The 26,359-nt window shown below is 62.5% G+C and carries 23 protein-coding genes; 15 read left to right on the top strand and 8 right to left on the bottom strand.

Annotated features, from left to right (window positions below; all coding sequences use genetic code 11):
- Positions 1–2: 2 nt before the first annotated feature.
- On the bottom strand, positions 3–2,639 hold the full coding sequence (gene topA / locus BPNPMPFG_RS05770) for a type I DNA topoisomerase (RefSeq protein WP_258593868.1): 2,637 nt from the start codon (positions 2,637–2,639) through the stop codon (positions 3–5).
- Between the two features lie 371 nt (positions 2,640–3,010).
- A complete protein-coding gene (locus BPNPMPFG_RS05765) occupies positions 3,011–3,388 on the bottom strand; it encodes a COG4315 family predicted lipoprotein (RefSeq protein ID WP_258593866.1) in 378 nt (125 codons plus the stop codon).
- Between the two features lie 179 nt (positions 3,389–3,567).
- Here BPNPMPFG_RS05765 and BPNPMPFG_RS05760 point away from each other — a divergent pair, with 179 nt between their 5' ends.
- From BPNPMPFG_RS05760 to BPNPMPFG_RS05740, 5 genes are all read left to right on the top strand, one after another.
- Positions 3,568–4,314 carry a cytochrome c biogenesis CcdA family protein gene (locus tag BPNPMPFG_RS05760; RefSeq protein ID WP_258593864.1) on the top strand — a complete coding sequence of 249 codons (747 nt, stop codon included), beginning with the start codon at positions 3,568–3,570 and terminating at the stop codon, positions 4,312–4,314.
- 152 nt (positions 4,315–4,466) lie between these two features.
- Positions 4,467–5,825 (top strand): bifunctional UDP-N-acetylglucosamine diphosphorylase/glucosamine-1-phosphate N-acetyltransferase GlmU, encoded by a 1,359-nt coding sequence (glmU, locus tag BPNPMPFG_RS05755; protein WP_258593863.1) that lies wholly within the window; start codon positions 4,467–4,469, stop codon positions 5,823–5,825.
- A gap of 175 nt (positions 5,826–6,000) precedes the next feature.
- On the top strand, positions 6,001–7,824 hold the full coding sequence (gene glmS, locus BPNPMPFG_RS05750) for a glutamine--fructose-6-phosphate transaminase (isomerizing) (protein WP_258593861.1): 1,824 nt from the start codon (positions 6,001–6,003) through the stop codon (positions 7,822–7,824).
- 32 nt (positions 7,825–7,856) lie between these two features.
- A complete protein-coding gene (locus tag BPNPMPFG_RS05745; RefSeq protein WP_258593859.1) occupies positions 7,857–8,159 on the top strand; it encodes a HigA family addiction module antitoxin in 303 nt (100 codons plus the stop codon).
- A gap of 81 nt (positions 8,160–8,240) precedes the next feature.
- Positions 8,241–8,996, top strand: a complete 756-nt coding sequence (locus tag BPNPMPFG_RS05740) for a DUF502 domain-containing protein (RefSeq protein WP_258593858.1) — start codon at positions 8,241–8,243, stop codon at positions 8,994–8,996.
- On the opposite strand, the gene recG is transcribed toward BPNPMPFG_RS05740, so the two are convergent.
- Positions 8,948–11,056 carry an ATP-dependent DNA helicase RecG gene (gene recG, locus BPNPMPFG_RS05735; protein ID WP_258593857.1) on the bottom strand — a complete coding sequence of 703 codons (2,109 nt, stop codon included), beginning with the start codon at positions 11,054–11,056 and terminating at the stop codon, positions 8,948–8,950. The two genes, BPNPMPFG_RS05740 and recG, sit on opposite strands and share 49 nt — an antisense overlap.
- Positions 11,057–11,148: 92 nt before the next feature.
- Here recG and BPNPMPFG_RS05730 point away from each other — a divergent pair, with 92 nt between their 5' ends.
- The 4 genes from BPNPMPFG_RS05730 to BPNPMPFG_RS05715 all read left to right on the top strand — a co-directional run bounded on the left by BPNPMPFG_RS05730 (position 11,149) and on the right by BPNPMPFG_RS05715 (position 17,530).
- The gene (locus tag BPNPMPFG_RS05730; protein WP_258593855.1) at positions 11,149–11,436 is read left to right on the top strand and encodes a succinate dehydrogenase assembly factor 2; all 288 of its coding nucleotides are present in this window, start codon (positions 11,149–11,151) and stop codon (positions 11,434–11,436) included.
- 96 nt (positions 11,437–11,532) lie between these two features.
- The gene (gene mfd, locus BPNPMPFG_RS05725; protein WP_258593853.1) at positions 11,533–15,030 is read left to right on the top strand and encodes a transcription-repair coupling factor; all 3,498 of its coding nucleotides are present in this window, start codon (positions 11,533–11,535) and stop codon (positions 15,028–15,030) included.
- A 363-nt stretch (positions 15,031–15,393) separates the two neighbouring features.
- On the top strand, positions 15,394–16,767 hold the full coding sequence (locus tag BPNPMPFG_RS05720) for a class II 3-deoxy-7-phosphoheptulonate synthase (protein ID WP_258593851.1): 1,374 nt from the start codon (positions 15,394–15,396) through the stop codon (positions 16,765–16,767).
- Positions 16,768–16,966: 199 nt separating this feature from the next.
- Positions 16,967–17,530, top strand: coding sequence for a DUF4337 domain-containing protein (locus BPNPMPFG_RS05715; protein ID WP_258593849.1), 564 nt, complete (start codon positions 16,967–16,969; stop codon positions 17,528–17,530).
- A gap of 30 nt (positions 17,531–17,560) precedes the next feature.
- Here BPNPMPFG_RS05715 and BPNPMPFG_RS05710 read toward each other — a convergent pair whose 3' ends face one another.
- The 3 genes from BPNPMPFG_RS05710 to BPNPMPFG_RS05700 form a co-directional block, all read right to left on the bottom strand.
- A complete protein-coding gene (locus tag BPNPMPFG_RS05710) occupies positions 17,561–18,328 on the bottom strand; it encodes an RES family NAD+ phosphorylase (protein WP_258593848.1) in 768 nt (255 codons plus the stop codon).
- Positions 18,288–18,662: an MbcA/ParS/Xre antitoxin family protein gene (locus BPNPMPFG_RS05705; RefSeq protein ID WP_258593846.1), complete on the bottom strand. Its 375-nt coding sequence runs from the start codon at positions 18,660–18,662 to the stop codon at positions 18,288–18,290. Before BPNPMPFG_RS05705 ends, BPNPMPFG_RS05710 begins: the two co-directional genes overlap by 41 nt.
- A gap of 95 nt (positions 18,663–18,757) precedes the next feature.
- Positions 18,758–19,828, bottom strand: a complete 1,071-nt coding sequence (locus BPNPMPFG_RS05700; RefSeq protein WP_258593844.1) for a GGDEF domain-containing protein — start codon at positions 19,826–19,828, stop codon at positions 18,758–18,760.
- A gap of 441 nt (positions 19,829–20,269) precedes the next feature.
- Here BPNPMPFG_RS05700 and BPNPMPFG_RS05695 point away from each other — a divergent pair, with 441 nt between their 5' ends.
- The 3 genes from BPNPMPFG_RS05695 (at position 20,270) to BPNPMPFG_RS05685 (ending at position 21,814) form a co-directional block, all read left to right on the top strand.
- A complete protein-coding gene (locus BPNPMPFG_RS05695; RefSeq protein ID WP_258593842.1) occupies positions 20,270–20,689 on the top strand; it encodes a GFA family protein in 420 nt (139 codons plus the stop codon).
- Positions 20,690–20,767: 78 nt separating this feature from the next.
- Positions 20,768–21,127 (top strand): diacylglycerol kinase, encoded by a 360-nt coding sequence (locus BPNPMPFG_RS05690; protein WP_258593841.1) that lies wholly within the window; start codon positions 20,768–20,770, stop codon positions 21,125–21,127.
- Between the two features lie 102 nt (positions 21,128–21,229).
- Positions 21,230–21,814 (top strand): hemerythrin domain-containing protein, encoded by a 585-nt coding sequence (locus BPNPMPFG_RS05685; protein WP_258593839.1) that lies wholly within the window; start codon positions 21,230–21,232, stop codon positions 21,812–21,814.
- A 45-nt stretch (positions 21,815–21,859) separates the two neighbouring features.
- On the opposite strand, the gene BPNPMPFG_RS05680 is transcribed toward BPNPMPFG_RS05685, so the two are convergent.
- The gene (locus BPNPMPFG_RS05680; RefSeq protein WP_258593837.1) at positions 21,860–22,447 is read right to left on the bottom strand and encodes a DedA family protein; all 588 of its coding nucleotides are present in this window, start codon (positions 22,445–22,447) and stop codon (positions 21,860–21,862) included.
- Complete coding sequence (locus BPNPMPFG_RS05675; protein WP_258593835.1) at positions 22,444–23,007, bottom strand: DUF1003 domain-containing protein; 564 nt, start codon at positions 23,005–23,007, stop codon at positions 22,444–22,446. The genes BPNPMPFG_RS05680 and BPNPMPFG_RS05675 overlap by 4 nt, the downstream gene beginning before the upstream one ends.
- 94 nt (positions 23,008–23,101) lie before the next feature.
- On the opposite strand from BPNPMPFG_RS05675, the gene BPNPMPFG_RS05670 reads away from it, so the two are divergent.
- From BPNPMPFG_RS05670 to BPNPMPFG_RS05660, 3 genes are all read left to right on the top strand, one after another.
- A complete protein-coding gene (locus BPNPMPFG_RS05670; RefSeq protein ID WP_258593833.1) occupies positions 23,102–23,818 on the top strand; it encodes a DNA-3-methyladenine glycosylase I in 717 nt (238 codons plus the stop codon).
- 184 nt (positions 23,819–24,002) lie between these two features.
- On the top strand, positions 24,003–25,679 hold the full coding sequence (locus tag BPNPMPFG_RS05665; RefSeq protein WP_258593832.1) for an NAD+ synthase: 1,677 nt from the start codon (positions 24,003–24,005) through the stop codon (positions 25,677–25,679).
- Positions 25,680–25,731: 52 nt separating this feature from the next.
- Entirely contained in the window at positions 25,732–26,142 is a 411-nt protein-coding gene (locus tag BPNPMPFG_RS05660) for a GNAT family N-acetyltransferase (protein ID WP_258593830.1), read from the top strand.
- The last annotated feature ends 217 nt before the right edge of the window (positions 26,143–26,359 follow it).

The raw sequence follows: 26,359 nt of genomic DNA, 5'->3' as shown, positions 1-26,359 counted from the left end.
TCCTACCCTTTTTTCTTCACGGCCGGCTTCTTGGCCGCCGTTTTCTTGGTTGTGGTTTTCTTGGTCGTGGGGGTCTTGGCCGCTGCCGCCTTGCGGAACGGTTTCTTGCCGCCGCCGCCCTTGGCTTCCTTCTCGGCAATCAGCGCCAGTGCGTCCTCGATAGTCACCGACTGGGGGTCCTTGCCCTTGGGCAGGGTGGCATTGACCTTGCCGAAATTCACGTAAGGCCCGTATTTGCCATCGCGCACGACGATCTTGCCGCCGCCATCGGGATGATCGCCAAGCTCCTTGAGAGCTGCCGGTGTGCCGCCATTGCGGCCGCCCTTGCCCTTCAACTGCTTCTCGGCGATCACCGACACGGCGCGGTTGAGGCCGATCGAGAACACGTCCTCGATGCTGTCGACATTGGCGTAGGTGCCGTCATGCAGCACGAACGGGCCGTAGCGGCCGAGCCCGGCCGAGATCATCTTGCCGGATTCGGGATGCTTGCCGACATCGCGCGGCAGCGACAGCAGGGCGAGCGCCTTCTCGTGGTCGATTGTATCGGCAGTCCAGCCCTTAGGTAGGCTGGAACGCTTGGCTTCCTTGCCGTCGCCACGCTGCAGATAGGGGCCGAAGCGGCCGCTGCGCAGCGTGATTTCCTCCGATGTATAGGGGTCCTTGCCGATGACCTTGGTGCCGTCTTCGCCGCTGCCGTTCTCGCCATTGGGGTTGGCGGCGTCGCCGAGCTGGCGGGTGAAGGAGCATTCGGGATAGTTCGAGCAGCCGACAAAGGCGCCGAACTTGCCGAGCTTCAGCGACAGATTGCCGGTACCGCATTTCGGGCAGATGCGCGGATTGGAGCCGTCTTCTCGCGCCGGAAACACCAGCGGCGCCAGTTCCTCGTTGAGCGCATCGAGCACGTCGGTGACGCGCAACTCCTTGATGTCGGCGACGGCGCCGGAAAAGTCCTTCCAGAAATCGCGCAGCACGTCCTTCCAGGCGAGCTTGCCGTCCGAGATCTCGTCGAGCTTTTCCTCGAGGGACGCCGTGAAGTCATACTCGACATAGCGCTTGAAGAAGCTTTCGAGGAAGGCCGACAGCAAGCGGCCCTTGGCCTGCGGCACCAGCCGGCGCTTGTCGATGGTGACGTAGTCGCGGTCCTCGAGCGTCTTCAGGATCGCCGTGTAGGTCGACGGCCGGCCGATGCCGAGCTCTTCCAGCTTCTTGATCAGCGAGGCTTCGGAGTAACGCGGCGGCGGCTCGGTGGTGTGCTGGGTGGCGTTGATCGCCTGCCGGGCAAGCTGCTCGCCGGCACGGATCTCGGGCAGACGGCGATTTTCCTCGTCTTCCGAATCGTCGTCCTTCTGGTCGGTGTAAGCAGCGATGAAGCCGTCGAAGCGAACGACCGAACCGATGGCGCGAAGCTCGGCGGTGCGGGCGCCGTTGACCGCCTCGATCTCGGCCGTGGTGCGTTCGATCTCGGCTGGCTGCATCTGGCTGGCGATGGCGCGCTTCCAGATCAATTCATAGAGCCGCATCTGGTCGGAATCGAGATATTGCCTGACCGATGCCGGGGTGCGCATGAAATCCGTCGGGCGGATCGCTTCGTGCGCTTCCTGGGCATTCTTGGCCTTGGCGGTATATTGGCGCGGCTTTTCCGGCAGGTATTTTGGACCGAATTCCTTGGCGATCGCGTCGCGGGCAGCGTCGATCGCCTCCGGCGCCATCTGCACGCCGTCGGTTCGCATATAGGTGATCAGGCCGGTGGTCTCGCCGCCGATCTCCATGCCTTCATAGAGGCGCTGCGCCACTTGCATGGTGCGGCTGGCCGAGAAGCCGAGGCCCGATGAAGCGGCCTGCTGCAGCGTCGAGGTGGTGAAGGGCGGGCCGGGATTGCGCTTGGTCGGCTTGGCTTCGACCGACACCGCCTTGAAGGTCGCGCCTTCGAGCATCGACTTGATGTCGTCGGCCTGCGCCTTGTTGGAAATGTCGAGCTTCTGCAGCCTCTTGCGGTCGAAGGCCGTCAGGCGCGCTTCGAAATTCTCGTTGCGCGGCGTGCCAAGCAGGGCTGCGATCTGCCAGTATTCCTCGCGGATGAAGCGCTCGATCTCGGATTCGCGGTCGCAGACCAGACGCAACGCGACAGACTGGACACGGCCGGCCGAGCGGGCACCCGGCAATTTGCGCCACAGGACGGGCGACAGCGTGAAGCCGACGAGATAGTCGAGCGCGCGGCGGGCCAAGTAGGCATCGACCAGCGGCGCATCGATCTGGCGCGGATTGGCCATCGCTTCGAGCACCGACGATTTGGTGATGGCGTTGAAGACGACGCGGCTGACCGGCTTGTCCTTCAGCGCACGCTTCTGCTTCAGCACTTCCAGCACGTGCCAGGAAATGGCTTCGCCTTCACGATCCGGGTCGGTGGCGAGGATCAGGCCGTCGGCATCCTTGACCGCCTTGGCGATGTCGGCAAGGCGCTTGCCCGAGGCGGTGTCGACCGCCCAGGACATGGCAAAATCCTCGTCGGGACGCACCGAGCCATCCTTGGCCGGCAAATCGCGGACATGGCCGAACGAGGCCAGAACCTTGTAGTTCTTGCCGAGGTATTTGTTGATTGTCTTCGCTTTGGCCGGCGATTCGACGACGACGACGTCCATGAGGTCTCATATCAGCTGTGATGCGGCAGAAGAATTCCGCTGCGCGCGACGAAATCTCGTTCTATTTGCCGCTCACATGGCCGCGCTTTTGCATCCGGTCAAGGGGAAGCGCCCAAATTGCAAGACTGTCCGCAGCAATACACTCTTAGAGTGTATGGAGAAAATCACAGAATTTTGGCTTGGGCGGGATGGTGGTTCCGAGTCAGCGAAAATGACCCGGTTCATTTTCGGCCGAGTCGAGAAAAGCTGACCCGGTACCGAACCGGGGCGACGCCATGGCAGGGTGTTTGAAGCTGGCCGCCGGCGGCATGGAGGGATGCCCGGCGACCAGCCCATCTCCCGCCAGCAGGCAGGAAGCGGCATCGAGGACTTTAGTCGGCCTTAGCGATGTGCCAGACGCCGGCAACGCCGTCGCCGCTCACATCTCCGGCCTTCTTGTCCTTGACGAATGTGTAAAGCGGCTTGCCGTCATAGGCCCACATCTTGGTGCCGTCGGTGCGGTCGACGATTGTCCATCCTTCGGAACCCTTCGCACCGGCCTCGGCCTTCAGAGGCGGCCAGTTGGCGGCGCATTTGTCGTAGCAGTTCGACTTGCCCTTCTCGTCCTTGTCATAGGAATAAAGCGTCATGCCCTTGGCATCGGTGTAGATCTTGGTGCCTCCGACATCGGCTTCCTTCCACGCATCGGCGGCGAAGGATGCGGCGGTGCTGAGCAAAAGCGCTGCCAGCCCTACGGTTATGGTTTTCATGAAAATCTCCCTGGCTGATATCTGGAGGCGCGCGGGAAATGCGGCCTCGCCGTATTAACGCCCGCGGGCCATCGTTTCTTCCCCGGTCCGCGCATGCGGCGACGACTTGCCACAAAATGGTGATTGGTGGAGAAGCGCTGTCGGACCTATATCGGCGCCGGAACAGTCGGAGTTTTGGAATGGCATTGGACATAAGCTACGTCAGCGCGGTCGGAGCGGGTGCGATCTCGTTCCTGTCGCCTTGCGTGCTGCCGCTGGTGCCGCCCTACCTCTGTTATATGGCCGGCGTTTCGGTCGACGATTTTCGCGGCAATGCGGGTGCCACCGCACGCGAAGGCGCACGCGGTGCACTGCTTTATTCCTCGATTGCCTTCGTGCTCGGCTTCTCGACCGTGTTCGTGGCGCTTGGTGCGGGAGCGTCGACCATCGGCCGGTTGCTGCGCGTCTGGCAGGAGCCTCTGGCCATGGGCGCCGGTGTGCTGATCATCCTGATGGGCCTGAATTTCCTCGGCATACTGCGCATTCCGTTGCTGTCGCGCGAGGCGCGCTTCCAGTCGCAGGGCAAGCCGGCAAGTGCTGTCGCTGCCTATGTCATGGGGCTGGCCTTCGCCTTTGGCTGGACGCCATGCATCGGTCCGGTGCTGGGGCCGATCCTGACGCTGGCCGGTGGCCGCGAGACGGTGGGCGAGGGCGCGTTGTTGCTCGCCGCCTACTCGCTCGGCCTCGGCATCCCGTTCCTGATCGCGGCGCTGTTTTCCGGCGCCTTCATGCGCTTCCTCGGCAAATTCCGCGTCCATCTCGGCCGCGTCGAAAAAGCCATCGGCGCTCTACTGGTCGTCGCCGGCGTGTTTTTCCTGACCGGTGGCGTGCAGACGGTATCGTACTGGCTGCTGGAGAATTTCCCGGTGCTGGGCCGGTTGGGGTGATCTCGTAGCCCAAGTGCAAAATGCGCGCCGTGGACCCGCTGATCAAGAGTCAGCTGCTCAATCATCTCACCGGAATTTAACCGCATTGGTGCAGCATGGCGCCACTGCTATCCTGTCTTGATTCCCAACCCTTTTCATATGGTTGTCCATCCATGAGCCAGAGATCCTGCCTGTCAGTCATCCTCGCCGCCGGCGAAGGCACGCGCATGAAAAGCGCGATCCCGAAGGTGCTGCACCAGATTGCCGGCCTGCCCATGGTCGCCCATGTGGTGAAGGCGGCCGAGGCCGCAGGTGCGAGCAGCCAGGCTTTGGTGATCGGCCATGGCGCCGACGAGATGCGCAAGGCGGCGCAGAAATTCGCACCGAAGGCCGAGACCTTCGTCCAGGAAAAGCGCCTTGGCACCGCGCACGCGGTGCTGGCCGCGCGCGATGCGATATCAAAGGGTTATGACGATGTGCTGGTCATGTTCGGTGACACGCCACTGATCGACGCGGATGCTCTGACCGCGGCGCGGCTGAAACTGGCGGAAGGTGCTGCTGTCGTGGTGATCGGTTTCCGGCCGCCCAATCCGACCGGCTATGGCAGGCTGATCGAAAAAGGCGGCAAGCTGATTGCCGTCCGCGAGGAGAAGGACTGCAGCGCGGAGGAAAGGAAGATCGGCTTCTGCAATGCCGGCATGATGGCGGTGGCGGGCGCTCACGCGCTGAAGCTGCTCGATGCTGTCGGTAACGAGAACACCAAGGGCGAGCATTATCTCACCGACATCGTCGAGATCGCCAGCGCACAGGGCCTCGATGTCGTTGCCACCGAGGCCAGCTTCGAGAACGCGCTCGGCATCAACAACCGCGCCGAATTGGCGCAGGCCGAAGGCATCTGGCAGGCGCGCCGCCGCCATGAGGCAATGCTGTCGGGCGTGACGCTGATCGCGCCGGAAACCGTGTTCTTCTCGCATGACACCGAGATTGGCGCCGACACGATCGTCGAGCCCAATGTCTGGTTCGGGCCGGGCGTGAAAATCGCTGGCGGCGCCAAGATCCATGCCTTCAGCCATATCGAGGGCGCCACCATCGCCACGAATTGCGACGTCGGGCCGTTCGCACGGCTGCGGCCGGGTGCCGATCTCAAGAACAAGGCCAAGGTCGGCAATTTCTGCGAGGTCAAGCAGGCTGTTATCGAGGAGGGCGCCAAGGTCAACCACTTGACCTATATCGGCGATGCGCGCGTCGGCGCGGGGGCCAATATCGGTGCCGGCACCATCACCTGCAACTATGACGGCTATTCGAAATTCTTCACCGACATCGGCGAGGGCGCCTTTGTCGGTTCGAATTCCTCGCTGGTGGCGCCGGTGTCTATCGGCAAGGGCGGCTACATCGCTTCGGGCAGCGTCATCACCGAAAGCGTTCCCGACGATGCGCTGGCCTTCGGCCGCGCCCGCCAGAAGACGATCCCCGGCAAGGGTAGGGAATTGCGAGAGCGTTTTGCTTCGGCAGCCGCTGCGAAGAAAAAGTAAAACCGACCTGCAAAAAACCGAACGATCGCGGTAACCGGATTGCAAGAGCGGTCTGTCATGATGCATGCGTGCAGAAGCGTTCCGTTACACGGGACGAAATGCAATGTGACTTTCGCGGCAGGCCGGCCATCCCTAAATAGCGCTGGTTTTCCATTGGGAATTGGGGACTGTCTGCATGTGCGGTATCGTTGGAATCGTCGGTCACTCGCAGGTTGCGCCGCTTATCGTCGACGCGCTGAAGCGGCTCGAATATCGCGGCTATGACTCGGCCGGCGTCGCCACCATCGAGCATGGCGAGCTTGCCCGCCGGCGGGCCGAAGGCAAGCTGATCAATCTCGAGCGCCGGCTCAAGGACGATCCGCTCGACGGCACGATCGGCATCGGCCACACCCGCTGGGCGACGCATGGCGTGCCCAACGAGACCAATGCGCACCCGCATTTTTCCGACGGCGTCGCCATCGTCCACAATGGCATCATCGAGAATTTCGCCGAATTGCGCGAGGAACTGAAGCGCGACGGCTATTCCTTCTCCTCGCAGACCGACACCGAGGTCGTCGCGCATCTGGTGGCGCGCGAACTGGCCAAGGGGCTGAAGCCGGTCGAGGCCGCGCACCAGGCGCTGAAGCGGCTGCAAGGCGCCTTTGCGCTGGCGATCATGTTCAGGGGTGACGAGGACCTGATCGTCGGCGCCCGCAACGGCCCGCCACTGGCCGTCGGCCATGGCGATGGCGAGATGTTTTTGGGCTCCGACGCCATCGCGCTCGCCCCGTTCACCAATTCGATCACCTATCTCGAAGACGGCGACTGGGCGGTGGTACGCCGCGACGGCGTCACCATCTTCGACATCGATGGCAAAAAGGTCGACCGCAAGCGCCAGCAGTCGCTGTCGACCAGCTTCATGGTCGACAAGGGCAACCGGCGCCATTTCATGGAGAAGGAAATCCATGAGCAGCCGGAAGTGATCTCGCACACGCTGGCGAATTATCTCGATTTCGTCGGCGGCGTGTCCAAGCCGCTCGACCTGCCTTTCGATTTCGCCAGGATCGGCCGGCTGGCGATTTCGGCCTGCGGTACCGCCTATCTGGCCGGCCTGATCGGCAAATACTGGTTCGAGCGCTACGCCCGGCTGCCGGTCGACATCGATGTCGCCTCGGAATTCCGCTACCGCGAAATGCCGTTGTCGAAGAACGACGCGGCGTTCTTCATCTCGCAATCGGGCGAGACCGCCGACACGCTGGCCTCGCTGCGCTATTGCCGCAAGGCCGGCATGAAGATCGGCGCGGTCGTCAATGTGCGGGAATCGACCATGGCGCGCGAATCCGACGTGGTGCTGCCGACGCTGGCCGGTCCGGAGATCGGTGTCGCCTCGACCAAGGCGTTCACCTGCCAGCTTTCGGTGCTGGCATCGCTTGCCGTGCGCGCCGGCGTGGCGCGCGGCACGATCTCACGCGAGCAGGAAAAGACCTTTGTGCGCGAACTGTCGGAAGCGCCGCGCTATGCCAATCAGGTGCTGAAGCTCGACCATCAGATCGAAAAGATCGCGCGCGACCTCGCGCACTACAAGAACGTGCTCTATCTCGGCCGCGACACCAACTTCCCGCTGGCCATGGAAGGGGCGCTGAAACTCAAGGAAATCTCCTACATCCACGCCGAGGGCTATGCCGCGGGCGAGTTGAAGCATGGGCCGATCGCGCTGATCGACGAGAACATGCCGGTCATCGTCATCGCGCCGCACGACCGGATCTTCGAAAAGACCGTGTCGAACATGCAGGAGGTGGCGGCGCGCGGCGGCAAGATCATCCTGATCACCGACAGCAAGGGCGCGGCCCTGACGAGCGTCAAGACGATGGAGACGATCGTGCTGCCGGACGTGCCCGAAATCATCTCGCCGATCATCTACGCGCTGCCGATCCAGATGCTGGCCTATTTCACCGCCGTGTTCATGGGCACCGATGTCGACCAGCCGCGCAACCTGGCGAAATCGGTCACCGTGGAGTAGGCTTTGCTTCCCAAATTGGGAGGTCGAGCCAAATGGCATCGAAGGTCACACGTCCAGTTCACCCTGGAGAACTCCTGCGCGAAGAATATCTCGCCCCGCCTGGCATGAGCGCCGGCGCGCTCGCGAAAAAGCTTAATCTTCCGCGCACCCGTATTGAGCGTATCGCCAAGGAAGAGATCGGCTTGACCCCCGATACGGCTCTTCGCCTCGCCAGATTTTTCAACACCACGCCCGAATTCTGGATGAATTTTCAGCAGGCCTACGAGCTTGAAACCGAAGCCAGGAAACTGGCGCCGGAACTTGAGAAGATTGAACCGATGGAAGCGGCGGCATAATCGGCCCTTTAAAAACTTCGCAGTTCCAATGCGCCGTCCGGTTCACTAATGTTGCATCGCAACAGCACGCCCCGGTGAACCATGTCCAATGCTCCAAAGACTTCCGGCATGACCCGGCTGAGGAACTATTTCCTCACTGGCTTCATCGTTTGCGCGCCGCTGGCGATTACCGCCTACATCGCCTGGTCGTTCATCGGCTGGGTCGATTCCTGGGTAAAGCCCTATATTCCGGCCCGCTACAGTCCCGACACCTACCTGCCGTTTCCGGTCCCGGGGTTCGGGCTGATCGTCGCCTTGATCCTGATCACGCTGATCGGCTTCCTGACGGCAAACATTGTCGGCCGTGCCATCGTCAATTTCGGTGAGCGGCTGCTTGGCCGCATGCCGCTGGTGCGCGGCATCTATGGTTCGCTGAAGCAGATTTTCGAGACCGTGCTGTCGAACAAGGGCGACATGTTCCGCCAGGTCGGGCTGGTCGAATATCCGCGCAAGGGTGTGTGGTCGCTGGTGTTCGTTGCCAGCGAGAAGGAAACCGAGATCAACCAGAAGCTCGATCAGGAAGGCGATCCGCTGATCGCGGTGTTCATGCCGTGCACGCCCAATCCAACGACCGGGTTCCTGATGTATGTGCCGAAGTCGGACATCGTGCTGCTCGATATGACGATCGAGGACGGAGCCAAGCTGATCGTCTCCGCCGGGCTGGTGGCGCCCGAGGTCAAGCAAATGGTCGTCGTGAACGGCGAGCCGATCGACGGAGCGCTTGCCAACCCCTCGGTTGCCGCCTTGGCTCAACCGGCGCGCAGGAGCCGCACGGCCTCGTCGCGCCCGAACAAATAAAGCAACAGGCGCAACGCCTCGCCACGCTCGGACTGCAGCTCCGGGTCGCGCGACAGGATCAGCCTGGCGTCGTCGCGGGCGGCCTCCAAAAGGTCGGCATGCGCCTCGATGCGCGCCACCTGGAAACCCGGCGTGCCGGACTGGCGGGTGCCCAGAAGTTCGCCTTCGCCGCGCAGCTTCAGGTCTTCTTCGGCAATCAGGAAGCCATCTTCCGTCTCGCGCATCACCGACAGCCTTCGCTTGGCGGTCTCGCCGAGCGGGTCCTTGTAGAGCAGCACGCAGGAGGACTTGATGTCGCCGCGCCCGACCCGACCGCGCAACTGGTGCAACTGGGCGAGGCCAAAGCGCTCGGCATGCTCGATGACCATGACGGTGGCGTCCGGCACATCGACGCCGACCTCGATGACAGTGGTGGCGATCAGGATGCGTGTCTCGCCCTGCTTGAAGGCGCGCATCGCCTCGTCCTTGTCGGCGCCCTTCATGCGGCCGTGGACGAGACCGATGCGGTCACCGAACAGCGGTTTGAGCGAGGCAAAACGATCCTCGGCCGACATCAGCTTGATCTCTTCGGATTCCTCGACCAGCGGGCAGATCCAGTAGATCTTCTGGCCGCCGGCGACGGCGTCGACCATGCGGTCGACCAGTTCGTCGAGCCGTTCGAGCGGCAGCGTGACGGTGCGGATCGGCTGGCGTCCGGCCGGCTTTTCCGTCAGCTTCGACACGTCCATGTCGCCGAAGGCGGTCAGCACCAGCGTGCGCGGGATCGGCGTGGCCGTCATCACCAGCATGTCGGGCGCATCGCCCTTGGCGGTAATGGCAAGCCGCTGGTGGACGCCGAAGCGATGCTGCTCGTCGATGACGGCAAAGACCAGGTCATGGAAGGTGACGGTCTCCTGGAACAGCGCGTGGGTGCCGACGACGATGTCGATCTCGCCGCTCGCCAGGCCGGCCAGCGTATCGGTGCGCTCGCGGCCTTTTTCGCGGCCCGTGAGGATGGCGATGCGCAACCCGACCTTGGCGGCAAGCGGCGCGATGGTCGCCAGATGCTGGCGGGCCAGGATTTCGGTCGGCGCCATCAGGGCTGCCTGGCCACCGGCCTCGACGGCGCGCGCCATGGCCAGCAGCGCGACGACCGTCTTGCCGGAGCCGACATCGCCCTGCAGAAGCCGCAGCATGCGTTCGGGATCGGCGAGGTCGGCATTGATTTCGGCGAGCGCGAATTCTTGGGAAGCGGTCAGCGAATAGGGGAGTGCGGCGCGCAGTTTCTCGACGATAGTGCCGTCGCCGACCAGAGGACGGCCGGACAGGCGGCGGATTTTTGCTCGCACCAGTGCCAATGAGACCTGGCCCGCCAGCAGCTCGTCATAGGCAAGACGTCGCCACGCCGTACCTTCGATCGAGACGTCGATCGGGTCGGCCGGATTGTGGATGCGGGCGAGCGCATCGCCAAAGGGGGCAAAGGTGTGTCGGCGCATGAAAGCGCCGTCCTGCCATTCAGGGAATTCGGGCACGCGAGCAAGCGCCTGGCCGATCGCTCGGCGCAGCACCTTGCCCGATAGCCCGGCGGTGAGCGGATAGACGGGTTCGACCAGCGGCAGGTTTTCCGCCTCGCTGGCCAGCGCGATATGATCGGGGTGGACCATGGTCGGGCGGCCGTTGAACCATTCCATGCGGCCGGAGACCACGACATGCTCGCCCTCGGGCATCGCCTTTTCGAGATAAGAGGCATGGGCATGGAAGAAGGTCAGCGCAATCTCGCCGGTGTCGTCATGGGCGTAGACCCGATAGGGCACCGACCTGTTGCCGCGCGGCGGCGGCTGGTGGCGGTCGATGCGCACCTCGAGCGTGACAATCTGGCCTTCCGCGGAACCTGCAATGCCCGGCCGGCTGCGGCGGTCGATGACGGTGTGCGGCAGCACGAACAAAAGGTCGCCGGCGCGTGCGGCGCGATCGCCGAGATCGGCGGCGACGACCTTCTCGATCAGCGAGCCAACCTTCGGCCCGACGCCGGCAAGCGAAGTGATCGGAACAAACAACGGATCAAGGATGGAAGGACGCATGATGTCAGCTTATGTCGCGACGGCCGCAGCGCAAGGCTGACAGCACCTTCTATCCACGCTATATGCGCCGCAGCAAGTGAGGATGCGGCACAATGACCGGAACGACGAGATCAAGCGAGGGGCTGGACGCCCGCCGCCGCAAGCTTCTGTTTCGCTCGTGGCATCGCGGCATGCGCGAGATGGACCTGATCCTCGGCACCTTCGCCGACGCCGAGATCGGCGCCTTGACCAGCGAGGAAATCGAACAATATGACAGGCTTCTCGACATTCCCGACACCGAATTCCTGCCCATGGTCACCGGCGAGCGCCCGATTCCCAGGGATGTCGACTGTGCCGTCCTGCAAAAGATCCTGGCTTTCCGCCATTCCATGACATTTTGAACACAAGCAATTCCAGGAAAAATGCGAAGCGGTTTTCCCGGGAAAAGCGCATAGCGCTTTCCCTGGGGAATTGCGACAAAACAAGACCGTGATTTCATGAGCCTCATTCCCAAAATCGGCCTGCCGAAAGGCCGCGCCGGCCAGTTCATCGTCGATGGCGTCGCCGATGGCTACGAAGCCTTTGCGCTGGTGCAGGCGGCACTCGAGATCGCGCCCGACAAGCCGGTGCTGTTCGTGGCGCGTGACGGCCAGCGCCTGCCGGCGATCGTCGAGGCGCTGTCCTTCGCGGCGCCCGGCCTTCCCGTGCTGGAGCTGCCGGCCTGGGACTGTCTGCCTTATGACCGGGTGTCGCCCGGTTCGGATGCCGCCGCCAAGCGGCTCGATGCGTTGACCGCCATGATCGCGCTGGCGAAGAAGCCGCACCGCGCCGTCATCCTCACCACCGCCAATGCGCTGCTGCAGCGCATTCCGCCGGCCGGCCTTGTCGAGGCACAGACGTTTCATGCCAGGCCCGGCAACCAGATCGACATGAACGCTCTGGTGTCGCGGCTGGAAACATCCGGCTTCGAGCGGGTGTCGACCGTGCGCGGCATCGGTGAATTCGCGGTGCGCGGCGGCATTCTCGACCTGTTCGCCCCGGGTTGGACCGAGGCGCTCAGGCTCGATTTCTTCGGCGACACGCTGGAATCGATCCGCGTCTTCGACGCCGCCACCCAGCGCACCACCGGCCAGCGCAAGTCGATGGCGCTGCAGGCGATGAGCGAAGTGGCGCTGACGCCGGAAACCATCAGCCGCTTCCGCCGCTCCTATATCGAAGCCTTTGGCGCGCCGCAGCGCGACGACGGGCTCTATGCGGCGGTCAGCGAGGGCAGACGCTTCGCCGGCATGGAACACTGGTTGCCGTTCTTCTACGAACGGCTGGAGACCGTGTTCGACTATTTGCCTGATACACCGGTCATCTTCGACCATCTGGCGCATGAGGCGCTCGCCGAACGCCACACGCTGATCCTCGATCACTACGAGGCGCGCAGGAAGCAGGCCGACAGCGCGTTGAAGGATGCGGTGCCTTACAAGCCGGTGCCGCCGGACCTGCTCTATCTCTCGCCGGAAAACCTGATTTCTTCGCTCGGACCGCGCGAAGCGATCGACTTCACGCCCTTCGACGCGCCCGATGCCGGGGCCAAGAAAGTGTTCCACGCCGGCTCGCGCCATGGCCGCAGCTTTGTCGAGGAGCGCGCCGATCCCAGCATCAATGTCTTCGATGTTGTCGTCAAACACATCGCCGACGAACGCGCGGCACGCCGACGCGTCGTCATTGCCGGCTGGACCGAAGGCTCGCTCGACCGGCTTGGCCAGATCCTTGGCGAACACCATCTCGGCAATCTGAAGCAGGTCGCCACGTTGGCGGAAGCGGAAGAGCTCGAGCCGGGGCAGGCGGCCCTTGCCGTGCTGCCGCTGGAATCCGGTTTCGAGACCGAAAGACTGGTCGTCGTCGCCGAGCAGGACATTCTCGGCGACCGGCTGATCCGGCGCTCGAAGCGCAAGAAGCGCGCCTCGGACTTCATTGCCGAGGCTTCGGCGTTGTCGGCCGGCGACATCGTCGTCCATGCCGATCACGGCATTGGCCGCTTCATCGGCCTGCGCACTATCGAAGCGGTCGGCGCGCCGCATGACTGCCTGGAAATCCACTATGCCGGTGATGACCGGCTGTTCCTGCCGGTCGAGAACATCGAGCTGCTGTCGCGCTACGGCTCGGATTCGGCCGAGGCGACGCTGGACAAGCTCGGCGGTGGCGCTTGGCAGTCGCGCAAGGCGCGGCTGAAGAAACGCCTGCTCGACATGGCGGGACAACTGATCCGCATCGCCGCCGAACGGCAGATGCGCGCTGCCCCGGCGCTGGTGCCGGCGGATGGTCTCTATGGCGAGTTCGCTGCCCGTTTCCCCTATGAGGAGACCGACGACCAGCAGACGGCGATCGACTCGGTGCGGGATGACCTTGCCGCCGGCAAGCCGATGGACCGGCTGATCTGCGGCGACGTCGGCTTCGGCAAGACCGAAGTGGCGCTGCGGGCGGCCTTTATCGCCGCGATGGAAGGGTTTCAGGTGGCGGTGGTGGTGCCGACGACGCTGCTGTCGCGCCAGCATTTCAAGACCTTCTCGCAGCGCTTTTCCGGCCTGCCGATCCGCGTCGGCCAGGCTTCGCGGCTGGTCGGTGCCAAGGAACTGGCCGAGACCAAGAAGGGCATTGCCGAGGGCCAGGTCGACATCGTCGTCGGCACCCACGCGCTGCTTAGCGCCTCGATCTCGTTCAAGAACCTTGGCCTTTTGATCATAGACGAGGAACAGCACTTTGGCGTCAAGCACAAGGAACGGCTGAAGGACCTGAAGACCGATGTGCATGTGCTGACGCTGTCGGCGACGCCGATCCCGCGCACACTGCAACTGGCGCTGACCGGGGTGCGCGAGCTGTCGCTGATCGCCACGCCGCCTGTCGACCGCATGGCGGTGCGCACCTTCATCTCGCCCTTCGATCCGCTTGTCATTCGCGAGACGCTGCTTCGCGAGCGCTATCGCGGCGGACATTCCTTCTATGTCGTTCCGCGCATCAGCGATCTGGCGGAAATCCATGATTTCCTGAGGGAATCCGTGCCGGAGCTGAAAGTGGCGGTAGCCCATGGCCAGATGCCGCCGGGCGAACTCGACGACATCATGAACGCCTTCTACGATGGGCAGTACGATGTGCTTTTGTCGACCACCATCGTCGAATCCGGCTTGGACATCCCGACCGCAAACACGCTGATCATCCATCGCGCCGACATGTTCGGCCTGTCGCAGCTCTACCAGTTGCGCGGCCGCGTCGGCCGCTCGAAGGTGCGCGCCTATGCGCTGTTCACGCTGCCGGCCAACCGCAAGCTGACCGACACCGCCGAGCGCCGGCTGAAGGTGCTGCAGTCGCTCGACACGCTGGGCGCCGGCTTCCAACTGGCCAGCCACGATCTCGATATCCGGGGCGCTGGCAATCTTCTCGGCGAAGAGCAGTCCGGTCATATCAAGGAAGTCGGTTTCGAGCTTTACCAGCAGATGCTGGAAGAAGCCGTCGCCGAGGTGAAGGATTCCGGCGAAGTCCAGGATGGCGGCTGGTCGCCGCAGATCGCCGTCGGCACGGCGGTGATGATTCCGGAAAGCTATGTGCCGGACCTGCAGCTCAGGCTGGCGCTCTATCGCCGCCTCGGCGACCTCGAAAACACCGAGGAAATCGACGCCTTCGGCGCCGAGCTGATCGACCGCTTCGGCCCACTGCCGGAGGAGGTCAAGCATCTCCTGAAGATCGTCTTCATCAAGGCGCTCTGCCGCAAGGCCAATGTCGAGAAACTCGATGCCGGGCCGAAGGGCGTCGTCATCCATTTCCGCAAACGCGAATTCTCCAACCCGGTCGGACTGGTCCAGTTCATCGGCGAGCAGGGTTCGCTGGCCAAGATCCGGCCCGACCACAGCGTGGTGTTCGTGCGCGACTGGCCGACGGCCGAGAAGCGGCTGGCGGGTTCGGCGGTCGTCATGACGCAGTTGGCTCGGCTGGTGGATAAGGCGGCTTAAGGTGTATTGATATTCAGGTGAGGCCGGCCTGCAAACGGCGGCTTCCTGCGCTTCCGGTGCTCACGTACAAAAAGTACGCTCCGCTCCGGTTCTCGGAAACCACCTTGTTTGGTCGCTTCGCGCCCGTCTTCGACTCCGGCTCGGCCTGACCTGAATCTCAACACACCTTGACAGCGCATGTGCATTCGCCACACGGCCAAATCCGGTCTAGAATAGGAAATCGGCTTCGTGTATGGAGCCGCGATCCCCATATGGGGCGGATTGGCGAGCGATGGCGCTCGCCTTGTTGTTTGACGCAATTCCGGACGGAAAACCGTTTCACACTTTTCCCGGAATTGCTCGGAAAGAGCGTTGGGTGTTGCGATGACGAAATGGTCGCCGAATTCGTGGAGAGCAAAGCCGATCAAGCAGGTTCCCGCCTATCCGGACCTTGCCGCGCTGAAGAACACGGAGGCGCAGCTCGCAACCTTTCCACCGCTGGTTTTTGCGGGCGAGGCGCGCAAGCTGAAGAAGCAGTTGGCGGCGGTCGCTGCCGGTGACGCCTTCCTCCTCCAGGGCGGCGATTGCGCCGAGAGCTTTGCCGAGCATGGCGCGGACAACATCCGCGACTTCTTCCGGGTGTTCCTGCAGATGTCGGTGGTGCTGACCTTCGCCGGCGCGCAGCCGGTGGTCAAGGTCGGCCGCGTTGCCGGCCAGTTCGCCAAGCCGCGCTCGTCCGACAACGAGACCAAGGGCGAGGTCACGCTACCCAGCTATCGCGGCGACATCATCAACGGCATCGAGTTCGACGCCAAGTCGCGCATTCCCGATCCCGCCCGCCAGGAGATGGCGTACCGCCAGTCGGCGGCGACGCTCAACCTTTTGCGCGCCTTCGCGCAGGGCGGCTATGCCAGTCTGGAGAACGTGCATCGCTGGATGCTCGGCTTCGTGTCCGACAGCCCGCAGGGCGAGAAGTATGAGTCTCTCGCCAACCGCATTACCGAGACGATGGACTTCATGAAGGCCGTCGGCATCACCTCGGAAACCAATTACGCGCTGCGCGAGACGGATTTCTACACCAGCCATGAAGCGCTGCTGCTCGGCTACGAGGAGGCGCTGACCCGCGTCGATTCGACCTCCGGCGACTGGTATGCCACGTCGGGCCACATGATCTGGATCGGCGATCGAACCCGCCAGCCAGACCATGCGCATGTCGAATATTGCCGCGGCATCAAGAACCCGCTTGGCCTGAAATGTGGCCCCTCGCTGACCCCTGACGGGCTGTTGGAGCTCATCGACCTGCTCAACCCGGAGAATGAGCCGGGACGGCTGACGCTGATCGCACGCTTCGGCTCCGACAAGGTCGCCGACCATCTGCCGAAGCTGGTGCGCGCGGTGCAGAAGGAAGGCCGCAGCGTGGTGTGGTCGTCGGACCCGATGCACGGCAACACGATCGAGGCCGCCGGCTACAAGACGCGGCCGTTCGACCGGATCCTGAAGGAGGTGCAGACCTTCTTCGAGGTGCACCGCGCCGAAGGCACGCATCCGGGCGGCATCCATGTCGAAATGACGGGCAAGAACGTCACCGAATGCACCGGTGGCGCGCGCGCCATCACCGCTGACGAATTGCAGGATCGCTACCACACGCATTGCGACCCACGCCTCAACGCCGACCAGGCGATCGAGCTGGCGTTCCTGGTGTCCGACCTGCTCAAGAAGAGCCACCCGGTGCAGCACAAGCAGGCCGCGAACGGGTGAACCGCCTGCCGGCCTGAATTTGGTTGATCGAGGCGCCGGAGAAGTCCGGCGCCTTTTTCGTTCCGGGACGATGCTGTCCAGGCGGTCGTCACGTCAAACCTTACGAAAATGTATGCCGACGCGACCACTGCAAGACCAAGATTGAGGTGAAGGGTCGCCGCAGACACCATCATATCAGGTCAGGATTCGGCGAACGGCAATGGAAGACTCCACCCAAGAGCACCTTGAGAACGCCGAGCATGCCGAACACGCCGCGCATGAGGGCAATCCTTTTCTGACCACGGTCTCGGTAACCATTGCCGTGCTGGCGGTTCTCGCCGCGACGGTCGGCAGTTTCGAGTCGCTCGAAACCGCGGAGGCGATCAACGACAAGAGCGAGGCGGCCTATCTCCAGAACAAGGCCAGCGATCAGTGGAGCTTCTTTCAGGCAAAGAGCATCAAGAAGAACAGCTATGAGATCGCGGCGGCAATGGGCGGCCCCGCCACCGATCAATTCCAGGCCAACGCGAAGCGCAATGAATCCGATGGCGCGGAGATACAGGCCAAGGCGGTCGAATTTGAAAAGCAGGTCGATGAAAAGCTGCGCGACAGCGACCTGCGGGCACACCGCCACCATGTCCTGACGTTTGCGGTGACGCTGCTGCACATATCGATCGCTGTCGCGACACTCTCCATCATCATGCGTGGCAAGCGCTGGCCGTGGATCGGCTCGCTGGCGCTGGGCGCACTGGGGGTGATCGCGGCCGGCTTCGCCTATGTCTGAGCGGACCGGCACTCCGGGCTGCAAAATGCCCTAACGCCCGCGCTCCCAGCGCAGGCTGGCGAGTCTGGGATCGGCAAACGCCGTCCGCGAAAACTCGATGCGCTTTTCCGGAAACTCGCAGATCGCCTGAACGCCGAACGCGCCGAGCCGGATGCGCCAGGTTCGCGGCTCCAGCGGCTTGGCCTTGGTAAAGCCGCGGCATGTCAGGAGCGCGATGTTGGCGCCCTTCGGGTCACGCGCGGAACGGTAGCGGATCGCCTCCAGCCCGGCCTCGCGGGCGGCGTCGGCAATTGCCTGGCAAGCGGCATAGTCGGTTGGATGCATCCACGCGGCGGCGTCGCGGTCGAGCGGCGGCCGGGTGAGATCGATCGCGCTTGCGCATTTGATCGCGGCGGCAAAGGCCGTGTATTCGGCGGCGTCGCTCGGCCATGGTGTTGCAGGCGACTCGGCGAAGAACAGCAGCCTGTGGAAGGCCATTTCGGCCACAGCGGTCATCATGGTTTCGGCCGCGTAGTAGACCCCCTTGGTCCTGCCGGCGCGCCGGAAGCGCGAGCCATGCGGATAGACCGAGCCGTAGCGGAAGGGCGTCGCCAGGAGATAGTGGAGATGGCGGCATTCCTGCGGAATCCGCGGCTTGGTTTCCTCGATCAGGTCTTCGAGCAGGGCCTGCTCGTCGAGCGTGTCGACTATTTTCAGCGTCGAGACATGGTGCTGCGCCTCGACCATGCGCCAGTATTTGCCGTCGATGCCGACGGCTTCAGACGAGAGCGCGCCGGGAGTCCAGATAGGCGATGACATCAACAAGCCCGGTGATGGTGAGGATTTTTTCAAGCGGAACGGCATCGAACGCCGTGTTGGCGTTCTTCAGCCATGCCCGGGCAACAGCCGCGTCGCCACCGACGATGGCGTCGAGCGAGCGGAACAGCCTGACGAACAACACCGCGAGCTCGAATGGCTTGGTGCCGCGCTCCAACAGGAATTCTTCCCTGCGCATGCGCGAAACCGTGGCCTCCGAAACACCAATCACGGAGGCCAGCATCCTGGCGGTGATGTCGAGCAGATCGGCCGCGCGCAGCGTCGCCTTGGTCAGGACTGCGTTTTCGGCTGTCTTGGCGGCGGTTTGAGGTTGCATCGCGATGCCTCCTGTTTCTGTGGAAAATATAGTCCACAAAAATTCATATGGAAAGGGGCGATGCGAAAATTCGAATACAGGGACAGAAGGGAAGCTCAGTCCTTCTTGTAGAGCAGCCAGCTCTTGCCGGCGCGGCCGGCCATCGTCGAATGCTTGGTGACGCGGTTGCGCCCGCTGACCTTGGAGCGATAGAGCGCCCGGTCGGCCTTGGTGTAGAGGTCCTCGGGCCCCTCAGCCTCGGATGCCATGCAGATACCCATCGAGACGGTGACGGTGCCGTAGTTTGTGCCGGTCTGGCTGCTGGTGAACGGCGTCTGCTCGATCAGCGCGCGAATGCGCTCCGCGATCTCGTAGGTGGCGTCCTCGCTGGCGCCCTCGATGATCAGCGCGAACTCCTCGCCGCCGGTGCGGGCGACGAACATGTCGCCGCGAATGCTGGTCTGAAAAATGTCGGCGATGATCTGGATGATCTTGTCGCCGACCGGATGGCCGTATCTGTCGTTGATGTCCTTGAAACGATCGATGTCGGCAAGGATCAAGGCGTTGAACAGGATACCCTTGTTGCTGGTGTATATCCGGGTGATTTCCTTGTCGAAAGCGCGGCGGTTCCAGATATGGGTCAATGGATCGGTGTCGGCCAGCCGCTTGTATTCCTCGAGTTTCGACTTGACGCTTTCGAGTTCGGCCGTCTTGTCGCTGAGCGTCGAGGCCACCTGCCGGCCGTGATCGATCGTCGAATGGGTGGCAGTCGCCATGGCGTTGGCGATCTTGTGCAAGAGATCCTGGGAGAGAAGGCTGCGGTTGCTCAGGCCGCTCGATGTCTCATTGAGGATCCTGCCGTATTTCTCGATGTGGCTGCGTTCGCTTCTCAACAGCGAAGCGACGTCCTCGAGCTCCCTGGCAATGACGTCCCTGGCATGCTCGACGATGCTGGGACCATGGTTCTGGGCAAAGAAGGCGCGGCCGATCTGGTCCAACTCGTCCTGCGTCGGCCGGCTGCTCAGCGAAAGGACGGCGAGGCTGAGTTCGCGATTGGTGCCGCTCAGTGCCTCATAGAAAATCTCGTAGTTGCGCGGCAGGCCGAGCACACCCAACTGGCGCATCGTGGCGACAACAGAGGCTGCGGTGTCGGTGCTTCGTTCGATCGGGACGGCTGCCGGCTGCATGTTCTGTTCACTCTTCCCCTCGGATCCCGCCGCAGAATTCGCGGGTTCCATTTGGCGCCGACATGAGGAATGCTGCCCGATAGTCCAGAACAATTTGCGAAGGGGCGCGTCCCCACCCACGACCTTCGCTGCCGTGACCATAAATGCGGCAGCGCTAAAGTTTCCTTAATTTGTAAGAACCGGACACATTTTCTCTACCTGCGGCTGTAAAAGCTTCAGGTTGCGCACCAACAATCCCGGATGAACGCCAGTTCATCCGGGATGACGCCAGTTGGGTGGCTTTGAATGCGAAATTCGCGCATCGCGCAGCTAAAAATGAAACCGAATTTCGCTTTTGCCGCACCAGCACATGTCGCATTTGCTTGCGCGTGGCTGCGGCAAAGCTGGAATCCTGACGGCGATGCTGGTGCCAGGCAGCGTCTTCTTCAAGGAGAGGTCGACATGAGTGACAGTCACCGAGGATCGTGTCTGTGCGGAGCGGTTCGCTTCAGGACGCAGGGAGCGCTGCGCGGCGTCATCTATTGCCATTGTACCCAGTGCCGCAAGCAAAGCGGACATTTTTACGCCGCGACCAATGTCGCGGACACCGACATCGTGGTCGAAGGCGCGGAAAGCATCACCTGGTACGAAGCGTCCTCCTTCGCCCGGCGCGGTTTTTGCAAGGCATGCGGGTCGGTGCTGTTCTGGAAGCCGCGAGACGACGACTACATTTCGGTCATGGCGGGATCGTTCGACAGGCCGACTGGCCTCCAGGGCGAATGCCATATCTTCGTCGGCGACAAGGGCGATTATTATTCGATCGACGACACGTTGCCGCAATTCGAAAAGTCGACACCGTCGGTGAAGGTTGCGGACGAATGAATTTTGGAAGAGCTGCCTTGTTTCATTGATCGGGCCATTGCTTTATCCCGTGCCGGTGATTCGGATAGGGATTTGGGCATGCAGCGGCTGATCGACGCTTTTTTCAATTCGGTGCGGGCGTTTCGAAAGCTGGCGGTCAGCGAGAAGGCTTTTCAGCAGGAGCTGATGCTGCTCGTACTCGCCTTGCCGCTCGGCTGGTTCGTTTCGGTGTCGTGGCGCGGCTATGCGTTGCTGGTCGGCGCGGTGCTGCTGCTGATCATGGTCGAGGTGCTGAACACCGGCATCGAGGCGGCGTGCGACGCCTTCAGCCGGGAATTCAATGTCGACATCCAGCTGGCCAAGGACTGCGGTTCGCTGGCGGTGCTGATTTCTGTGGTCATCGTCGCCGGCGTCTGGGGCATCGCCCTCATCGAGCGGATCATTGGCCTACCGATCTGACACTTCAGTCCCTACATGACGGTTACCACGACCTGATCCCAACCATGATCCATTCCGGAAACCGGGATCCACTTTTCGGGATCATGGTCTGAGGAGACTGTCATGACCTCGGCCAATTTTCTGCTTCTGGAGCGCAAGGGCCTGCCGGACGATTTGCGCTGGCTGGCCGAAAAATACCCGCGTGAAGATTGGCAAGGCCACGCCAATATCCAAGGCATTGCCTCTATGTGGCTGCAGCGGCACGACATGTTCCGCGAACTCGGCGGCATGCTGACCAAGGGCATTGGGGACTATCGCGAGGGCAGGCTGACGGCGCCCGACTTCGCGCGCTGGTTCGCGCCGCGTCTCAACCATTTTCTCGGCCATCTCGACGGTCACCACAATGTCGAGGATCATCATTATTTCCCGGTCTTCGCCAAGGCGGAGACGCGGCTGAAGCGCGGCTTCGAGATCCTCGATGCCGACCATCACACCATCCATGAAGGGCTGGAGCGCAATGCCGAGGCGGCCAATGCCTTCATCAAGACGCTTCAGGAGAGCAAGGACAGGCAGCGCTTCGCCGCCGACGCCTATGCCGACGAAAACAGCCGGCTGATCGCCATGCTGACCCGGCATCTTGCCGACGAGGAAGACCTGATCATCCCGCTGATCCTCGATCGGGGTGATGTCGCGCTCGGTACCGACTAATGTATGTCGCCCAAAAGTGCACAGCGGTTTTGGGAACCAAAGACCTCAACTCTCTTTGGCGCGCTCTTTCCTGGCGACATGGCGACCGACGAACCAGGCGAGGACCGCCACCGTCAAGCCGATGGCAAGCGCGACCAGCAACCGCTCATGGTGGGCCAAGGCCTGTCCGATGATGCGCTCGGCGCCCAGCCCGAAGACGTAGCCGATGGTGCTGAACAGAACGGCCCAGATCACCGATGAAAGTGCGTTGAGGACGATGAAACGCTGCACCGTGACGCGCGACAACCCGGCCGCGATGCCGCCGACGAGGCGCATGCCGTAGATGTAGCGGTTGGATAGCACGAAGATGTTGGGATGGGTGTTGAGCAGGCGATAGGCGCGGCGGAAGCCGGGCCGCTTGCGCAACCTGACGACATAGGGATGGTCGGCAAAGCTTCGTCCAAGGGTGAAGAAGAAAGTGTCGCCGACGAAGGCGCCAAGAGCGGCCGCGAGGAAGGCGTGCCACAGCACGAAGACCTGCTGGTGCGCGAAGAAGCCACCGAGGATGGCGGCACTTTCGCCCTCGGCGACACAGCCGAGGAAGACGGCAAGCAGCCCATACTGTTCGATGAAGTGATGGATCGCGCCGGTCATGAGGGCTGGGTCTGGGGAGCGAGCCGTTCATCAATCCGCTTCAACTGATCGGCTATCTGCGCGATCTCGTCGCGCATGCCGATGATCTGGCTGTGGCGCAACTCGTCCAGCTTTTCGTGTAGCGCCATGATCTCGATCTCGGCCTTCAGGTTGACCTCGTAGTCGTGGGCGGCGTCGATGCGGTCGCGTGCCGCCTGACGGTTCTGCGACATCATGATTACCGGTGCCTGCAAGGCGGCGATCATCGACAGCACGAGGTTGAGGAAGATGAAGGGGAAGGGGTCGAACGAGTCTTGCCCCAGCAGCCACCAATTGGCACCGATCCAGAGGATCAGGAAAGCGATGAAGGACAGGATGAACGTCCACGAGCCGCCGATGCGTGCAATGGCATCGGCGATACGATCGCCCGCGCCCTGAAAGCCGGCCAGGCTGTCGTTGATGTCCTGCGATATGGGCTTGCGGTCGACTGTGCTCTGCAGCACCCGTCTCTCGAGCTCGCTCAGGTTCTCTGGGTTTCGCCTCAGCCAGCGATTGGCCAGTTCGGGCACGGTCTTGTTCATGGATGTCTCCATACAAAAGCATCGGCTTGGCAGTCTGGTTTCCATATAGGAAGATGCCGGTTCGTCAAAAGCACGCCGTGAGGATGGAAGCAGAATGCCCGATTTCGCAAAAATCCGCGCCCGTGCGGCAAAACGCAAGGGCGGCGAGGCAGAGCTTTCATCGCTTTTGGGGCCGGCGCCCGACAATGCAGCTGTGGCTGACATCGCGGACGATCGCATTCTGTCTGTTATGGCCGAGCGCGTCTTTGCCGCCGGTTTCGTCTGGCGCGTCATCGAGCAGAAATGGCCAGGCTTCGAAGAGGCGTTTCTGCGCTTCGAGCCTAAGCGGCTGTTGTTTCAGCCCGACGATTTCTGGCACGATCTGGCTTCCGATCAGCGCATTGTGCGCAATCCGCAGAAAATCAGATCTGTTCGCGAGAACGCGGCCTTCGTCGAGCGTGTGTCCAGGGAACATGGCGGCTTCGGCAACTTCCTTGCGGATTGGCCGGCTGACGATCAGGTCGGGCTGATGGCCTATCTCGGCAAGCATGGCAGCCGGCTCGGCGGCAACACCGGCCAGTATTTCCTGCGCTGGCTGGGCTGGGATGCGTTCGTCATTTCGGCCGATATGGCGGCGGCATTGCGCGACGCCGGCCTCGATATCGCCGAAAGCCCGACATCCAAGAGGGACCTCGACAAGATCCAGGCCCAGGTCAACCAGTGGGTGGCGCAGACAGGCCTGCCGCGCCGTCATATCTCGCGCATCCTGGCGATGTCGATCGGCGACAACCATTCTCCGCAAGCGTTGCGCGAATACATGGGCGACGATTGATCCCTGGTGGCGCGGCCACGATCAACATCTCTGTGCGGCGGGCACGATCGACATTCGTCGATCGGTCGGAATGGGCACGACGTCTGTCCATCGGTCGAGACGCGAATGACTGAAGTCATTCGGTCTGAAGTGGTCCAAACGAACGCCATTGCCCGACGAAATTTGCCGCGCTAAGTCAGCAGGCATGACCAAGAAGCTCGACATCCTGCGCATCGCCATCGCCCAGCTCAATCCGACCGTTGGCGACATATCAGGCAATCTCGCCAAGGCGCGCGAGGCGAGGGCGGATGCCGCCCGCCAGGGTGCCGACCTGGTGCTCTATACCGAGCTTTTCCTCGCCGGCTATCCGCCGGAGGACCTGGTGCTGAAGCCGGCCTTCCTGAAGGCCTGCGAAAAGGCGGCGCAGGACTTTGCCGCCGATACCGCCGATGGCGGCCCGGGCGTCATCATCGGTACGCCGCTGAAGCGCAAGAGCGGCACGCACAATTCCATCGTCTTCGCCGATGGCGGCAAGATCATCGCCGAGCGTTACAAGCTCGATCTGCCGAACTACGGCGAGTTCGACGAGAAGCGCGTCTTCCAGGCTGGACCCGAGATCCAGGGGCCGGTCAATTTCCGCGGCGTGCGCATCGGCGTTCCGATCTGCGAGGACATCTGGGGAGATGTCGGCATTTGCGAAACGCTGGCGGAAAGCGGGGCGGAAATCCTGCTGGTGCCGAACGGTTCGCCCTACTACCGCGCCAAGATCGATGTCCGCCACCAGGTCGTCATCCGCCAGGTCATCGAATGCGGGCTGCCGATCATCTATGCCAACCAGCTTGGCGGCCAGGACGAACTGATCTTCGATGGCGCGTCGTTTGCCATAGGGGGCGACAAGCGGCTTGCCTTCCAGATGAGCCAGTTCGACGAGGCGGTCGACGTCACCACCTGGAAACGGACGGATGGCGGCTGGGTCTGCTCGGAAGGGCCGATGTCGAAGATCCCGGACAGGGAGGAGGCCGACTATCGCGCCTGCATGCTTGGCCTGCGCGACTACGTCAACAAGAACGGCTTCAAGAATGTCGTGCTCGGCCTGTCCGGCGGCATCGATTCGGCAATCTGCGCCGCTCTTGCCGTCGATGCACTCGGCGAGGAGAGGCTGCGCGCGGTGATGATGCCATACCGCTACACGTCGAAGGATTCGCTCAAGGATGCCGAGGACTGCGCCCGCGCGCTCGGCTGCCGCTACGACATCGTGCCGATCTTCGAACCGGTCGAGGGCTTCCTGCATACGCTGACGCAACTCTTCGAAGGCACCAAGGAAGGCATCACCGAGGAGAATTTGCAGAGCCGCGCGCGCGGCACCATCCTGATGGCGATCTCCAACAAGTTCGGCTCGATGGTCGTCACCACCGGCAACAAGAGCGAGATGTCGGTCGGCTATGCCACGCTCTATGGCGACATGAATGGCGGCTTCAATCCGATCAAGGACCTCTACAAGATGCAGGTCTACGCGCTGTCGCGCTGGCGCAACAGCCACGTGCCGCCGGGCGCGCTCGGGCCTTCCGGCGAGGTGATCCCCAAGAACATCATCGACAAGGCGCCGTCGGCGGAATTGCGCGAGAACCAGACCGACCAGGATTCGCTGCCGCCCTATCCAGTGCTGGACGATATCCTCGAATGCCTGGTCGAGAACGAGATGGGGGTCGACGACATCGTCGCGCGGGGCCACGACCGGGCGACGGTGACGCGCATCGAGCATCTGCTTTACATCGCCGAATACAAGCGCCGGCAGGCGGCACCCGGCGTGAAGATCACCAAAAAGAACTTCGGCCGCGACCGCCGCTATCCCATCACCAACCGTTTCAGGGATCGCGGCTAGATGCCGGTCGCGGACCGAAAGCTCGCGCAATCACGCGGGCAAGGGTACAGCCATGTCCGACTGTGAAATCAGCTTCGACCTCGCACGGATCGATTTCCGCGCGACATCCGACCTGTTGATGGCCAGTTACTGGGGCGCGGGGCGCACGGACGAGTTCCATCGTCGCGCGTTTGCCAATTCGTTCTGCGCCGGCGCCTATGTCGATGGCAAACAGATCGGCTTCGGCCGGGCAATCACCGACCGCACGGTGTTCGCCTATCTCGCCGACATCATCATCTGGCCGGAACATCGCGGGCAGGGCATTGGGTTGCGACTGGTGCGGGCACTCATCGATCACCCTGAACTCGGCACGGTTTCGCATTGGAGCCTGTCGACCAGCGACGCGCATGGAGTCTATGAAAAGCTTGGCTTCAAGCCATCGACGGATGGTCGATACATGCGCCTCGATCGCATTCCGCAATGAGGAGCACGCGACCATGGCGACATCCGCCGTTGTTGCAAAATAACCTCAGTGCTTGGACCAGATAGACTTTTGGCGTGAGCCGATCTTGGCGATGCATCAGGGCGTCTCTATAAGAACCCTTCCGCGATTCATTTGCGGGAGGTCCGAATGGCAGTATTTCAGAAGGTAATGCGAGGCCGCGAAGCCTAGGTCTCATCAGGCGTTCCGCGAGGGTTTT

This window comes from Mesorhizobium sp. AR07, assembly GCF_024746815.1.
Taxonomy (GTDB): Bacteria; Pseudomonadota; Alphaproteobacteria; order Rhizobiales; family Rhizobiaceae; genus Mesorhizobium.
This window is presented reverse-complemented; position numbering and strand designations above follow the sequence as displayed.